This window comes from Streptomyces sp. NPDC002851, assembly GCF_053591935.1.
In genome coordinates, this window is record NZ_JBSFUT010000013.1 from 108747 (window position 1) to 122479 (window position 13733).

Below are 13733 nucleotides of genomic sequence, written 5' to 3' on the forward strand. Positions count from 1 at the left end.
AAGCGTTGCTGAAGAAGGTGTTCGTGGCTCCGGACCCGGGGCGTCTGCGGTTGCGCAGCGCGCTTCGGGCGGTCCTGGGTGTCGGCGCGGCCGCGGCCGTCGCCGGACTCGCGGATCAGTCGCTCGCCGCCTGTGTGAGCGGCGGCCTCGCCGGGCTGCTCGCGCTGTTCACGGTCACCGACGCCACGGTCCGCGGCCAGGCCGTCACCACCGCGCTCCTTCCGGCCGTCGGCCTGCCGGTCCTCGCCCTCGCGAGCGTCCTGCACGGCCAGCCGCTCCTGCGCGACCTCACCTTCGTCGCCGTCGTGGGCGCCGGTGTGTACGCCAGGCGCTGGGGCCCGCGCGGCCACGCGCTCGGTGTCTTCGCGTTCATGACCTTCTTCGTGGCGCAGTTCCTGCACCTGGTGCCCGAGCAGCTGCCCACGCTCTTCCTCGCCGTCGTGCTCGCCCTGTGCGCCTCCTCGACCGTTCGCTTCGGCCTCTGGTGCTTCGAGCGCCACATGCCCCCGGCCGCCGCGCCCGCCCCACCCGGCGGCACCGGCCTGGCCCGCATCACCACCCGGCAGGCGATCCAGGCCACGGCCGCGGCCGCCTTCGCCCTCGCGGTGGGCCAGGTGCTCTCCATGGACCGCTGGTACTGGGCCGTCGGCGCCGCCTGGTGGATCTTCGTCAATACGACGTCACGGGGCGAGACCCTCGTCCGCGGCTTCCGCCGGGTCCTGGGCACGGCCATCGGCATCGCGACCGGACTGCTCATCGCGGTCCCGCTGCAGGGCGCGGTCGTACCGTCGACGGCCATCGTCGCCGTCTGCGTTTTCGCGATCTTCTACACGGCCGCGGTGTCGTACACCTGGATGATGCTCGCGGTGACGCTGATGGCCGGGCTGCTCTACGGACTGCTCGGGGTGCTCGACCCGGCGCTGCTCGCGCTGCGCCTCGCGGAGACCGGGATCGGCGCCCTGGGCGCGGCGCTGGCCGTACTCCTGGTCCTGCCGGTGACCACGCACGCCACCACGGACGCCTGGATCCAGCGCGCCCTGCGCTGCGTCCACGGCTGCACCGCGCATGCCGCGGCCCGGCTCGCGGGCTCGGCGGCGGCCGACCCGGCCGTGCACGTGGCCGAACTGGAGGTGCTGCTCGGCCGCGTACGCCTCTCGCTCGCCCCGCTGGTGCACCCGCTCAACCCGCTCCTCGCCCGCAAGGCCAGGGCTCGCCGAGTGCTCGTCCTGCTCGACGACTGCGCCCGCGAGGCCCGCGGCCTCGCCGAGGTCGCGGGCGACCCGGACGCCTCCCACGACGCCCGCCTCACGGCGGCCTGCGACCGGGTGGCGGCGGCCGTCCAGACCCTCGTCGGCACGGAGGCGGCGGAGTCCTTCCGTGCGCCGGTGCCCGCGCCTCGGCACGACCCGGCGGCGGAGCGGGCGCTGGCCCACCTGCACGCGCTGGAACACGCGCTGACCTCTTTGGCGAAGCCGCTGCGGAGCACTCGGCCGTCGCCGCTGGCAAGGGCCTGATTTTTCAGCCCGTCCGGCGTTTGAGGACGAGCGCGTTCAGCGCGATACGGGGGTCTGGGGGCAGAGCCCCCAGTTTCGGGAAGGGGCGGGGCTGGGGAAGAAAGCCCGCCGCAGGCGTACTTTGCCCGCCCGCCCCCCTTGGTCTAGACCGCCTGCTACCGTCACCGCCGGACACATACCTCCGCCGGAAGGGCGCACCCGTGGGCAACGCGCGAGCGTACATAGGTTCCTTCACCGAGGCAGGCGGCCAAGGCATCCTCGCCGCCCACGCCGACCCGGACACCGGCACCCTCACCCCGCTCGGCTCCACGGCCGCCCTGCCGAACCCCTCCTACCTCGCCCTCGCACCCACCGGCGACCGGCTGTACGCGGTGGGCGAGAACACCCCCGGCACCGTCGCCGCCTTCTCACTGCGCGGCGGTACGCCCACACTCCTCGCCCCACCCACCCCCGTGGGCGGCGACGCACCGACGCACCTCGCGCTCGCCGCCGACCGGCTCCTCACCGCCAACTACGGCTCCGGCAACGTCTCCTGGCTGCCGCTCCGTGCCGACGGCGCCCCCGCCACCGGAGGCGTCCTGCCGCACCGGGGCTCGGGCCCCGACCCGGACCGTCAGGAGGCGCCGCACGCCCACCAGGTGCGGCCCGACCCGAGCGGCCGGTGGGTACTCACCGTCGACCTCGGCACGGACTCCGTACGGGTCTGCACCCTGGATGGCACGGGCCTCCGCCTGCACCGCGAGGTGCCGCTGCGGCCCGGCAGCGGACCCCGGCACCTGGCGTTCCACCCGCGCGGCGACCGGGCGTACGTCCTCAACGAACTCGCCCCCACCCTGACCACCTGCCACTGGAACCCCACCGACGGACACCTGGAACCCGTCGACGAGACCCCGGTCCTGCCGGACCCGGACGCGCCCGGTGACCGCTACCCGTCGGCGCTCGTGACCGCCCCGGACGGACGCTTCGTATGGACCGCGACCCGCGGCCGCGACGTCATCTCGGTCCTCGCCGCCGCACCCGGCGACGCGGCGCCCCGGCTCGTCACCACCGTGGACTGCGGCGGCCACTGGCCCCGCGACCTTGCCCTGCATCCCTCGGGCCGGTTCCTGTACGCGGCCAACGAGCGCTCCGGCGACGTGACCTGGTTCGCCCTCGACCCGGAAACGGGCATCCCGCACCGGGCGGGAGCCATCGAGGCCCCGGCCGCGTCGTGCGTCGTCTTCGGACCGTCACCGGAGCCCGAGCGCGAGTCTGAGCCGGAGCCCGACACCGCCTGAGCCGCGAACCGTGCGGAACGGCCTGAGGCCGAGCACGACAAGGGCCCGCCCCTTGAACACGACAAGGGCCCGCCCCCCCCCGAGAGGGGGTGCGGGCCCTGAGGTGTGGCCGAAGAGGCGCGGCTCAGTGAGCCTGCGCACCCTGCGGCTGCTGCGGCGCGATGCCCAGCGTCACCATGTACGCGGAAAGCGCCAGCTTGCCGATCGCCGGGTACGAGCCCAGCGCCTCCGAGGCGGAACATCCGGCCTCCTGCGCGGCGCCGTCGAGCAGCCCCTCGGGCACCTCGGGGCCGATCAGATGCGGCGCGAGCGCGAGCTGTGCGGAGCCGGAGGAGCGCAGCTGCTCGGCGGTGGCCGCGATGGCGCCGTCCTGGTCGAGGGCCGCGGCCATCACCGGCACGGCGAGGCGCGCGGCCAGCAGCATGCCGGTGATCCCGGCGGCCTGCACGGCCTCCTCGCCGCCGACGGTGGCGAGAATGATGCCGTCCGCGGCGGTCGCCACGGTGAACAGGCGGGCCCGGTCCGCGCGGGCCAGGCCCGCCTCGGAGAGCCGGACGTGCAGCGCCTCGGCGAGCAGCGGGTGCGGCCCGAGCACATCGGTCAGCTCCACGGCCGCGCCGCTCTCCATCACGGCCTGCCGGACGCGGCGCATCACGGCGCTGTCGGGGCCGGCGAGCAGCGGCACCACGACCGCGGCCGGGCCCTCGGGGGCCGGTACGTCACGGCCCGCCGCGCGCGCCTGCTCGTACCGGGCGACGCGCTGCTCGGCGGTGTGCGCGAGCACGGCCTGGAGGCTCGGGAACATCGGGTCGGAGCCGTCGCTGTCGAGGTAGCCGATACCGGCATCGAGGCCGGGGAGCTCGGAGCGGGCGATGCTCACGACCTCCTCGGCGAGTCCGCGCGTGGCGGACGACGGCACGCCGGGAACGGCGAGAACGAACGCGGGTGCTCCCTCGGGAGCCACCGCGGGTTCCGGGCGGCGGTGCCGGCCGGGCTGACGGGGTCGCGGCATTCGTACGGGCAGGCCGTTGTCGGGCCCAGTGGGGGAGCTCATGGCCCGGCATGCTACTGGCTTCCCCGGTTGCGCTGTTCGGGCAGGTGCCACGTGAGAGGTATCCGTCCGGTTTTATCCGTTCGATTACGAAACGCGCATCTGTCGAGATCGCACGGCCGGTCCGGTCTGCGCCGTCAGCCCTGCGCGAGGTGCAGCAGCCGACCGTCGCACGGCAACCGGAGTTCCCCGGTGGCGAGCGCCGCGGCGATGGCCACCGCGCCGTCGAGCGGGTCACCGGCCGCCGATACGGCTCGCGCGTACGGGAGCTGATCCGCGAGCGCTTCCTTCAGGGGTACGAGGAGCGGGTCCCCGATACGGAACAGGCCTCCGGTGAAAGCCACTTCAGGGCCGGTGCCGGAGCGCGGCGGCGGGCACACCGCGGCCGCCGACTCCGCGATGTGCACCGCCGCGGCGCGCAGGATGTCCGCCGCGACCGGGTCGTACGGGGCGCAGTGGCCCACCTCCGGGGCGAAGGAGGCGAGTACCGCGGGGCGGTCGGTGCGCGGATAGAGCTTGCCGGGCAGTTCGGTGACCGGCCCGTCGAAGAACGTCTCCGCGCGCGCGAGCAGCGCCGCCGACCCGCCGCGTCTCCCGTCGTGCGCCCGCATCGCCGCGTCGAGCCCGGCCCGCCCCACCCAGGCCCCGCCGCCGCAGTCGCCGAGCAGATGCCCCCACCCGTCGGCCCGCCGCCATTCCTCCAGATCCGTGCCGAGCGCGATCAGACCGGTACCCGCTGCGACCACGGCACCCGGGCGCGGGCCCAGGGCTCCGGCGTACGCGGTCACGGCGTCGGCGGCGAGCGCCAGGCGCCGCACCCCGAAGGCACGGCCGAGGGCGCCGGGCAGCTCGGCACGGAGTTGGTCTCCCAGCGTGGCCATCCCGGCGGCGCCGACGGCCACGGCGTGCAGCTCGCCGCCGCCCCCCGCGTCCAGCAGCTCCCGCGTCATCGGCACGAGCTGCTCAAGGAGATGCGCGGCGTCGATGCCGTCGGGCCCGGTCCGTACGGGCTCCCGAGACGCTGTCCGAGCCGTGGGCGTCTCCCCGCCCGGCACCGTCGCGAGGGCGACCCGTAGTCCGGACCCGCCGGAGTCGACCCCGAGCACCCACCGGGCGCCCCCGTCCGCCCCGCCCGACGCACTCGTACGCGACCTCATGGACCGGCTCCAAGGAGAAGAAGGGGGGAAGGGGAGGGGGAGAAGGGAAGAAGGAGGGACGAAGGAGGGGAGAAGGAGTGACGACGACGGCGGCAGCTTATCCCCGGCGCCGGGTTGTCCGGGGCCGATAGGGGAGAGTGGGGGAGATGGGGTCGGGCGCGCTCCGTAGGCCGGTAGGGTGACCGCTTGTGGGAGCACGACCGTTGAGTGAACTGGTGGAGCCGGGCTGGGCCGAGGCGCTCCGTCCCGTGGAAGGCCGCATCGCCGCGATGGGCGACTTTCTCCGTGCGGAGATCGCGGCAGGACGTACGTATCTACCCGCGGGGCCGCACGTACTGCGCGCTTTTCAGCAGCCCTTCGACGAGGTGCGGGTGCTGATCGTGGGTCAGGATCCCTATCCGACCCCAGGCATGGCCATCGGGCACAGCTTCGCGGTGGCGCCCGAAGTGCGTTCGCTGCCGGGCAGCTTGGAGAACATCTTCCGGGAGCTGCACACGGATCTCGGGCTGCCCCGGCCCTCCAACGGCGATCTGACGCCGTGGACCCGGCAGGGCGTACTGCTCCTGAACAGGGCGCTGACCACGGCGCCCCGTAAGCCCGCGGCCCATCGCGGCAAGGGCTGGGAGGAAGTGACCGAGCAGGCGATCCGTGCACTGGTGGCCCGCGGCAAGCCGCTGGTATCTGTCCTTTGGGGACGTGACGCCCGTAACCTGCGTCCTCTTCTGGGTGATCTGCCTGCGGTCGAGTCCGCGCACCCGTCGCCGATGTCGGCCGATCGCGGCTTCTTCGGCTCGCGGCCGTTCAGCCGGGCCAATGACCTTCTGGTACGTCTGGGCGCACAGCCGGTGGACTGGCGGCTGCCCTAGGGGGTGTCTCCCCCTAGGCCAGGACCTGGCCCACCAGGCCCGACCAGGCGTACCCCTGCCGCACTTGCTCAGTGCACGCGGAACTCTTCGAAGGGCGCCACGTGCACCTCTTCGCCGCCCGCGCCGGGCAGATGCGGCTTGTGGCTGACGAGTCGGGCCGAGTTGCCCACGACGGCGATGCTGCTGGTGTTGTGCAGCAGGGCCGCCACGACCGGGTTGATGGATCCGCCCGCGCCCGCGAGCAGGCCGACGAGGTTGACCCCGATGGCCAGGCCGTAGTTCTGCCGGACGACCCGCAGGGTGTGGCGGCTGAGCTCGACGACCCCGGCGACCTGTTGCAGGTCGTTACCCGCCAGGGCGATGTCCGCGGTCTCCAGGGCCACATGGGACGAGTGCTCGCCCATCGCGATACCGACGTCGGCCAGGGCGAGGGCCGGGGCGTCGTTGGTGCCGTCGCCGACCATGGCCACGGTGTGGCCCTCGGTCTGCAGATCGCGGATCAGCTGGAGCTTCGCCTCCGGCAGGGCATGCGCGTGCACTTCGGCGATGTCGAGGGCGTCGGCGACGACTTGGGCGGTCTCCGGGGCGTCGCCGGTCAGCAGGATGATCCGCTGCACGCCCAGGTCCCGCAGCTGTTGGATGACCGTACCCGCCGCGGCACGTACGGCGTCGGATACGCCGAGCATGCCGATGAGGTCCTCGTCGTGGGCGAGGCAGATGACGGTCTCGCCCTGACGGCGGAGCTGTTCCGTCCACTCCTGGGCGGCATCGGTGAGTTCAAGGCCGTGCCGACGGAGCAGTGCGGGGCTGCCCACGAGGAGCCGGGTGCCGTCGAGTTCGGCCCGCATGCCCATCCCCAGGAGCACCTCGCAGGCCTGGTGGATGGGAATGTGCAGGTGCTGTTCCTCGGTGCGGGTGACGATGGCCTGGGCGAGCGGGTGGCGGGCGTGCAGTTCGCCCGACGCGGCGAGACTCAGCACGTGGTCGGCGGTGTAGTCGCCGTGCAGCGCCACCACGCTGGTGACGAGGGGGCGGCCGAAGGTGAGCGTGCCGGTCTTGTCGAAGACGACGGCGGTGACCCGGCCGATGCCCTCCAGGTGCGTGCCGCCTTTGATGAGGGTGCCGTGGCGCGCGCCGTTGCCGATGGCCGCGCTGATCGCGGTGGGGGTGGCGAGCCCGGCGGCGCAGGGGCAGGCGATGAGCAGCATGGTCATGGCCCGGCGGGCGTCCCGGGTCAGCAGGTACGTGCCCGCGGCCAGGGCCAGCGATACGGGGACGAATCGGCGGGTGAAGCGGGCGGCCACGGTCTGGATCGGCGCCCGGTCGGCCTGGGCCTCCTCGACGCGGCTGACGATGCGGCCCACGGTGGTGTCGCCGCCGACGGAGACGGCGCGTACGGTCAGCGATCCGGACGTCACGATGGTGCCCGCGTAGACCTCCGAGTGCTGCTGCGTGTAGACGGGCAGGGCCTCGCCGGTGATGGCGGCTTGGTCGACGAGGGCCTCGCCCGAGACCACGACTCCGTCGACGGGGATCTTGTGGTGCTCGTAGACCGCGACCGTATCGCCGATCTCGACGTCTTCCAGGGCCGCTTCGACCTCGGCGCCGTCGCGTACGAGCCAGACCCGTTCCTCGCCGATGCTCAGGAGTTCCTCGATGGCCCGGCGGGTCCGGCGCAGCGTGATCGTCTGGAGGAACTCCCCGATGTTGAGCAGCCAAAGCACGGTGAGCGCGACGACGTTCTCGCGCAGCAGCAGCGAGATGACCGTGGCCGCGGTCACGAGCGTGTCGGTGCCCGGATGTTGACGTCCCGTCAGGGTGCGTAGTGCACCGCGGAAGAACGGCAGTCCGCTGAAGACGGTGACCGCGCCCAGGAAGCTCGAGGGGCCGCCGGTCACCCAGGGCGGGCGCCGAAGGAGCAGGCGGCGTACGGCGACCAGGGCCAACACCGCCCCGCCGACGACGAGTCGGGCCACCTCACCGGTGGAGGAGTCGGGCGTCGACCGGCTCGGCCGGGCCGGTACCGAGGGCGACGGGGCCTCTTCGAGTGCGGCGACCATCCGGTCGATGTCCACGTCATTCGGCTTGACCCAGATGATGACGCTGCCGGTCCGGGGGAAGATCCTCAGCGCGCGGAAACCCGGTGTGCCCGCGATGCGTTCGTCGATCAGCCCCGCGCATCCTGGGCGCGCCTCGAGCCACGGGACGACGAGGCGAATGCGTCCGGCCGCGGCGGAGCGTACGACGACGCCGGACATGATCAATGCTCGTGGTCGTGGGCGTGGCCGGTGTCGACCGCCGAAGGCGGCGGAGCCTCCTCGCCCAGGGAGGAGCGGGCCTCGGCCAGCATGTCCCCGGCCTTCAAGCGGGCCTCCTCCGCGGCGGAACCGAGCCACCGGCCGGCCACGATGCCCCCGGCAAGACCACTGACCAAGGTCTTACGAGCGGCGGGTTTGGCCTTCGGCGCGTACTTCACCGCACCACGGAAGATGGCTCCACCGATCAGGCCCGAGACCGCGTAATGCGCGAGACGACCGGCAGCGGCACCGGCGAGAGCTGCAGGGTGCATGGCGTCCTCCCTCTTTTCCGGCTTTTCCGGACCGTGTTTTCCGGACCGTGCGGAGACCGGAGACCCACACAGCTCGGTCAAGTGGTGTACGTCAATTGTGCGCCTCCATACCGCCGTAGCGCATTTGTTGCTCCATCAACCTGAATACGCCGGACGGCAGCGTGAGTTGGATGGAAATGGATGTCATCTGCCGCTCGGCGGAGCGCACTCAGCGAGCTACGGTGCGTGGCCGTATCCAGGGCCGGGGCAGCAGCGTCATCGCGTACACCACGACCGCCATGGTGATGATCGAGAAGCTGGGCGGCAGGCCGGGCACCGCATAGCTGAGGCCGAGCCCCGCCCACATCTCGCCCACGGCGAGTACGCAGGAGAGCGCGAGCGCCCGGAACGGCCGGTTCGTCAGGCGCTGCGCCGCCCCGGCCGGAGCGGCGAGCAGGCCGAGGAGCAGTAGCGCACCGACGGCCTGTGCAGCCTCGGCCGCGCACGCCCCGACCAGCGCGATGAAGGCGAACCCAAGGAGGCGCACCGGAACACCCCGGGCGGCGGCCACCGACTCGTCGACCGAGGCGAACAGCAGCGGACGGGCGAGAATCAGCATCGCGACGCAGATCCCGACGGCCACCACCGCGGCCAGTTGGGCCCGGGAAGCGGACAGGCCGAAGATCGAACCGAAGAGGACATCCACGCCCACGCCGCTGTCCGAGGTGCTGCGCGTCGTGGTGTAGAGCGTGAGGAAGAAGACCCCCAGGCCGAGCACCCACGAGAACACGCTGCCAATGGCCACGTCGTCGGCCCGTCCGCGCCGCCCGAGCACGCCGAGCAGCAGGGCGACGGCAATGGTCGCACCGAAAAGGCCCACCCGCGGGTCGTAACCGAGGGCGAGCGCCGCCACGGCTCCCGTGAACGCCACATGGCTCAGGGCGTCGCTGGTGAAGACCTGCGCGCGCAGCACCAGGAAGTGGCCGACGAGTCCGCAGGCGGCAGCGATCGCCGTGCCCGCGAGCAGCGCGTTACGGAAGTAGGGCTGGTCCAGAGCCGCCGCCCACACCACGACCTGCGCGCCGCCCGTCATACCGCGCCCCCGGTCGGTCGAGTCTCGGGTGACGGCTGGCGCACACCCAGGCGTGGGCGCACCACCCCGTACAGCCGCGCCATCACATAGACGGCGAACGCGAACGACGTCACCCAGAACCCGATCGGGTACGCCGAGTAATACGCGACGACAAGCCCGCTCCACGTGACCGCGAGCGCGATGACGATGCCCAGGGCCAGACTCACCGCGGGCCGGGCACTGAACCGCTGCGCGGCGGCGGGCGGCATCACGAGCAGCGCGAAGACAAGCAGGGCACCGGTGATCTGGCTCGCCTCCGCGGTCGCCGCCCCGAGCAGCAGCAGGAACAGCACCGAAAGCGCACGCAGCGGCACCCCACGTCCGGCCGCGACCTCGGGATCCACGGAGGCGAACAGCAACGGCCGCGCCATGCAGGCCAGCGCCGCGAGCACCACCGCGGCCACCACGGTGAGGAGAACGACCTGGCCGTGCGTGATGCCGAGGAACCGGCCGAAGAGCAGCTCGTTCACGCCGCTGAGCGATCCCCGGTACAGCGCGATGAACAGAAAGCCGCAGGCGAGCAGAAACGCCTGGACCGTACCGGTGATGGCGGCACTCTGCCCGTTGTCGCCCCGGCCGCCGCTCCCCGCCCCGCCGCGTGGTGCCAGGACGGCGATGGCCAGCGCGGCCGTCAGACAGAAGGCGAAGTACCCGTACAGCGCGCTGACCCCGACGAGCAGGGCACCGGCCGCTCCGGGAAATCCCACGACCGCGATGGTGTGCCCGGCGAAGCTCTGTCGGCGAAGGACCATGAACCAGCCGATCGTGGCGGCGAGTACGGCGACGACCGTACCGGCCCGGAACGCGTTGACCATGAACGGATAGGCCCACAACTCCGGCAGACCGACGGCCTGTTGCACACCGGCGACGGGATCCCACACGGGGCCGGTGCCGCTCCACGTCATGGCGGGTCCGCCGAGTCCCGGTGCGGATGCCCGTCGGTAGGCGCGGCAGGTGTCTCCGGCGTCCCCACCACGGCAAGCCGACCGTCCCTGGTGTGCAGGACCTCCACCGGTGTGTCGTACAGCCGGGACAGCGTCTCGGTGGTGATCACCTCCTCCGGTGTGCCGACGGCCGCACGGCCCTCGGCGATATACACCACCTGGTCCACATAGGGCAGGATCGGATTCACGTCGTGGGCCACCATCACCACACCCACGCGCTCCTCCCGGCAGATGCGCGCGATCAGCGCGGCGACCGCACCTTGATGGGACAGGTCAAGGCTCTCCAACGGCTCGTCGAGCAGGAGCAGTTCAGGGCGGCACACCAGTGCCTGCGCGATCAGGAGCCGCTGCTGTTCCCCGCCCGAGCACGCGCCGATCGGCCGGTGTGCATACGCGCTCGCGCCCACCAGGTCGAGTACGGCGGCGATCCGCTGCCGGGCGGCACGCCGCCGGGCACCGACTCCCGCTGGCAGGGGCAACGGGGTCCCCCAGCGGTCGCCGTCGAGTCCGAGCCTGACGATGTCGACGCCCCGGAGCGGCAGGGTGGCGTCGAAGCCGCGCCGCTGCGGAAGGTAGCCGATGCTGTGGTTGGCGCGGCCGGGTGGCCTTCCCAGGACGCGGAGTTCGCCCGCGGACGGTCGTACGAGCCCGAGCAGGACCTTGATCAGAGCGGTCTTGCCGACACCGTTGGGACCGAGGACGGCCACGAACTCCCCTGCGTGGACGTCGAGATCGACCCCCGACCACAGGGTGCGGCCGCCGACGCGGGCGGCGGCGCCGCGCACGGAGACCAGGGCATCACCCGCCGCTCCGGTCGCGGGAACGGCCGGAAGTCTCGCCGTCCGATTCGCTGTCGCCTCGCGGACTCGTTCCAGCGGGTTCATGGTCATCGGCCCGTCGCCTCGGCCAGCGCTCGCTCGATGCCCTCGAGCTGCGCGACCTGCCAGTCCTGGAAGGAGGCGTCCGGCGGGACCGGCGTCTCGGTCACCGAAGCGACCGGGATGCCCGCCGCCTTGGCCGCATCGACCTGCGCCCGCACGTCCGGCGTCGAGTTCTGGCTGTTGTGCAGGTAGACCTTGATCTCCTGGGTCTTGATCTGCCGGTCGACGGTCGCCTTGTCCTGCGCGGTGGGGTCGGCACCCTCGCTCATCGCGTCGAGGAACGACTCCGGGGTGAGCAGCTTCAGGCCGAGCCCTTCGGCGAGCGGCGTGACGATCGACTCCGACGCCCCGACCGGGGTGCCCCCGTAGGTGTTCCTGATCTCGGAGATGAGCTCGTCGTAGCGGGCCAGCGCCTTGTTCTCGTAGTCGCGCTTGCGCTCGTCGAAGTACGCCGACTCCGCGGGCCGCTGCTTCTTGTAGTCCGCCGTGATCCGGTCGATCACCTGATGCACGTCGTCCGGCGCGTACCAGCGGTGCGGATTGCCGCCCTCCTGCTCTCCGACCAGCTCCCCGACGTTCAGGACGGTGCGCTCGCCGTCGCCGGGGCCCTCTGCGTCACCGTCGGCGTCGAGGAGCCGGGTGGCCCAGGCGTCGTAGCCGACACCGTTGAGGATCACGTAGCGCGCCTCGGCGACCTTTCGGGCGTCCGCTGCTGTCGGTTCGTAGTCGTGCGGGTCGGCGTCCGGGTTGCCGATGACGCTCTCGACCGACACCTGGGTGCCGCCCAGTTGCTCGGCGATGCTGCCCCAGAAACTCTCCGCCGCCACGACCCGGATCTTCCCCGTGTCCCCGTCGGGAGAAGGCCGGGCGGCGCCCGGCTCGGAGGAGGTGGCACAGGCCGTACCGGTCAGGGCCAGGGCCAGAGCGACGGCCGAGCCGCGCCTCAGCGAGCGGTGGAGGCCCGTACGGGAGGTCACTGCAGGCATATCAGCCTCCTCCACGGCGGCCGGGCCCGCGCGGACAGGCCCGCTGCGAGGGACACTTCCACAGTAAGCAGGAACGATTTTCAGCACCACCGAAGCCCGGTTCGACCTGGTCACGGCCGCCGAGCCGGACGCCAACCGGTGGCCGAGGGTTGGCCCGGCCCGGCCCGGCCACCGGCTGACGGCACGCTCGCCTCTTCTCCGCCCCTCGGGTTCTCCGCCCCTCGGGACAGCTCTGCTCAACGCCTCAGGCCAGTACCGCCGCTCGTACGCACAGCACGTCCGGGAGGTGCGTCGCGAGCTGCTGCCAGCTGTCGCCGTCGTCGGCGCTCGCGTACACCTCGCCGTTGCGGTTGCCGAAGTAGACGCCCGCCGGGTCCGCGTCGTCCGTGCGGAGGGCGTCCCGGAGCACCGTCCCGTAGTGGTCGCCCTCGGGCAGCCCCGCCGACAGGGGCTCCCAGCTCTTGCCCGCGTCCGGTGTGCGGTAGACGCGGCAGCGGTTACCGGCCGGGACCCGGTCCTCGTCGGCGTTGATCGGGAAGACGTACGCGGTGTCGCCGCGGTGCGGGTGTGCGGCCGCGGCGAAGCCGAAGGTGGACGGCAGGCCCGCGCCGATGTCGGTCCACTGGCCGCCCGCGTCGTCGCTGCGGTACACACCCCAGTGGTTCTGCAGATACAGCCGGTCCGGGGTGACCGCGTCCCGCGCGACCTTGTGCACGCACTGGCCGAACTCGGGGTTCGGGTCCGGCAGGAAGACCGCCGAGACGCCGGAGTTGGACGGCGCCCAGCTCGCGCCGCCGTCCCGGGTGCGGAACACTCCGGCCGCGGAGACGGCCACCGTGACATCGGCGGGACTCCGCGCGTCCGTCAGGATGGTGTGCAGGCCCTCTCCGCCGCCGCCCGGTTCCCACTCGGAGCGCGTCGGATGCTCCCACAGCGGCCGGACGAGCTCGAAGCTCTCGCCGCGGTCCTCGGAGCGGTACAGCGCCGCCGGTTCCGTGCCCGCGTACACCACGTCCGGCTCGGCGGCGGACGGGTGCAGCTGCCACACCCGTTCCAGCGAGGCACCCGTGTCCTTGGGGAACTTCACCGGTGGCGCCGCGGGCTCCTTCCAGTTCGCCCCCAGGTCATCGGAGTGGAGCACGGACGGGCCCCAGTGCGCGTTGTCCCCGCCGACGAGGATGCGGGGGACCGGGCTGCGGGTGTCGATGGCGATGGAGTAGATCGCCTGGGCCTTGAAGTGCGGTCCCTCGAACTCCCAGGCGCCGCCGCGCCTGCGGCCGATGAACATGCCCTTGCGGGTGCCCACGGTCAGAAGAACATCGGTCGGCATGCCGACCACCTCCGCTGTCGGTTGACCTCGTTGTCACGACATGGCTC

At 72.5% G+C, this 13733-nt stretch carries 12 protein-coding genes; 3 read left to right on the forward strand and 9 right to left on the reverse strand.

Features of this window, described 5'->3' with window-relative positions; genetic code table 11:
• Positions 1-5: 5 nt before the first annotated feature.
• Both ACWD10_RS16210 and ACWD10_RS16215 read left to right on the forward strand, forming a co-directional pair.
• Positions 6-1514: an FUSC family protein gene (locus ACWD10_RS16210; RefSeq protein ID WP_451091271.1), complete on the forward strand. Its 1509-nt coding sequence runs from the start codon at positions 6-8 to the stop codon at positions 1512-1514.
• Positions 1515-1714: 200 nt separating this feature from the next.
• Positions 1715-2791 carry a lactonase family protein gene (locus ACWD10_RS16215; protein WP_451091273.1) on the forward strand — a complete coding sequence of 359 codons (1077 nt, stop codon included), beginning with the start codon at positions 1715-1717 and terminating at the stop codon, positions 2789-2791.
• A gap of 124 nt (positions 2792-2915) precedes the next feature.
• Here the strand turns inward: ACWD10_RS16215 and ACWD10_RS16220 are convergent, their stop codons facing one another.
• Both ACWD10_RS16220 and ACWD10_RS16225 read right to left on the reverse strand, forming a co-directional pair.
• Positions 2916-3845, reverse strand: coding sequence for a sirohydrochlorin chelatase (locus tag ACWD10_RS16220; protein WP_451091275.1), 930 nt, complete (start codon positions 3843-3845; stop codon positions 2916-2918).
• A gap of 134 nt (positions 3846-3979) precedes the next feature.
• Positions 3980-4999 (reverse strand): N-acetylglucosamine kinase, encoded by a 1020-nt coding sequence (locus ACWD10_RS16225; RefSeq protein ID WP_451091277.1) that lies wholly within the window; start codon positions 4997-4999, stop codon positions 3980-3982.
• A gap of 188 nt (positions 5000-5187) precedes the next feature.
• Here ACWD10_RS16225 and ACWD10_RS16230 point away from each other — a divergent pair, with 188 nt between their 5' ends.
• On the forward strand, positions 5188-5865 hold the full coding sequence (locus ACWD10_RS16230) for a uracil-DNA glycosylase (protein ID WP_451091279.1): 678 nt from the start codon (positions 5188-5190) through the stop codon (positions 5863-5865).
• Positions 5866-5933: 68 nt separating this feature from the next.
• Here ACWD10_RS16230 and ACWD10_RS16235 read toward each other — a convergent pair whose 3' ends face one another.
• The 7 genes from ACWD10_RS16235 to ACWD10_RS16265 form a co-directional block, all read right to left on the reverse strand.
• Positions 5934-8123 (reverse strand): heavy metal translocating P-type ATPase, encoded by a 2190-nt coding sequence (locus ACWD10_RS16235; RefSeq protein ID WP_451091281.1) that lies wholly within the window; start codon positions 8121-8123, stop codon positions 5934-5936.
• Positions 8124-8125: 2 nt separating this feature from the next.
• Positions 8126-8434, reverse strand: a complete 309-nt coding sequence (locus ACWD10_RS16240) for a DUF1490 family protein (RefSeq protein ID WP_451091283.1) — start codon at positions 8432-8434, stop codon at positions 8126-8128.
• 208 nt (positions 8435-8642) lie between these two features.
• On the reverse strand, positions 8643-9506 hold the full coding sequence (locus ACWD10_RS16245; protein WP_451091285.1) for a metal ABC transporter permease: 864 nt from the start codon (positions 9504-9506) through the stop codon (positions 8643-8645).
• Positions 9503-10450, reverse strand: a complete 948-nt coding sequence (locus ACWD10_RS16250) for a metal ABC transporter permease (protein ID WP_451091287.1) — start codon at positions 10448-10450, stop codon at positions 9503-9505. The genes ACWD10_RS16245 and ACWD10_RS16250 overlap by 4 nt, the downstream gene beginning before the upstream one ends.
• Complete coding sequence (locus ACWD10_RS16255) at positions 10447-11379, reverse strand: metal ABC transporter ATP-binding protein (protein ID WP_451091289.1); 933 nt, start codon at positions 11377-11379, stop codon at positions 10447-10449. The genes ACWD10_RS16250 and ACWD10_RS16255 overlap by 4 nt, the downstream gene beginning before the upstream one ends.
• Positions 11376-12356 carry a metal ABC transporter solute-binding protein, Zn/Mn family gene (locus tag ACWD10_RS16260; protein WP_451091291.1) on the reverse strand — a complete coding sequence of 327 codons (981 nt, stop codon included), beginning with the start codon at positions 12354-12356 and terminating at the stop codon, positions 11376-11378. The genes ACWD10_RS16255 and ACWD10_RS16260 overlap by 4 nt, the downstream gene beginning before the upstream one ends.
• A 244-nt stretch (positions 12357-12600) precedes the next feature.
• Positions 12601-13686 (reverse strand): WD40/YVTN/BNR-like repeat-containing protein, encoded by a 1086-nt coding sequence (locus ACWD10_RS16265; protein WP_451091293.1) that lies wholly within the window; start codon positions 13684-13686, stop codon positions 12601-12603.
• Positions 13687-13733: the final 47 nt, after the last annotated feature.

Excerpts from the sequence above, each read along its gene's own strand:
- ACWD10_RS16220 (WP_451091275.1), bottom strand. The coding sequence starts at position 3,845 with ATGAGCTCCCCCACTGGGCCCGACAACGGCCTGCCCGTACGAATGCCG.
- ACWD10_RS16225 (WP_451091277.1), bottom strand. The coding sequence starts at position 4,999 with ATGAGGTCGCGTACGAGTGCGTCGGGCGGGGCGGACGGGGGCGCCCGG.
- ACWD10_RS16235 (WP_451091281.1), bottom strand. The coding sequence starts at position 8,123 with ATGTCCGGCGTCGTCGTACGCTCCGCCGCGGCCGGACGCATTCGCCTC.
- ACWD10_RS16240 (WP_451091283.1), bottom strand. The coding sequence starts at position 8,434 with ATGCACCCTGCAGCTCTCGCCGGTGCCGCTGCCGGTCGTCTCGCGCAT.
- ACWD10_RS16245 (WP_451091285.1), bottom strand. The coding sequence starts at position 9,506 with ATGACGGGCGGCGCGCAGGTCGTGGTGTGGGCGGCGGCTCTGGACCAG.
- ACWD10_RS16250 (WP_451091287.1), bottom strand. The coding sequence starts at position 10,450 with ATGACGTGGAGCGGCACCGGCCCCGTGTGGGATCCCGTCGCCGGTGTG.
- ACWD10_RS16255 (WP_451091289.1), bottom strand. The coding sequence starts at position 11,379 with ATGACCATGAACCCGCTGGAACGAGTCCGCGAGGCGACAGCGAATCGG.
- ACWD10_RS16260 (WP_451091291.1), bottom strand. The coding sequence starts at position 12,356 with ATGCCTGCAGTGACCTCCCGTACGGGCCTCCACCGCTCGCTGAGGCGC.
- ACWD10_RS16265 (WP_451091293.1), bottom strand. The coding sequence starts at position 13,686 with ATGCCGACCGATGTTCTTCTGACCGTGGGCACCCGCAAGGGCATGTTC.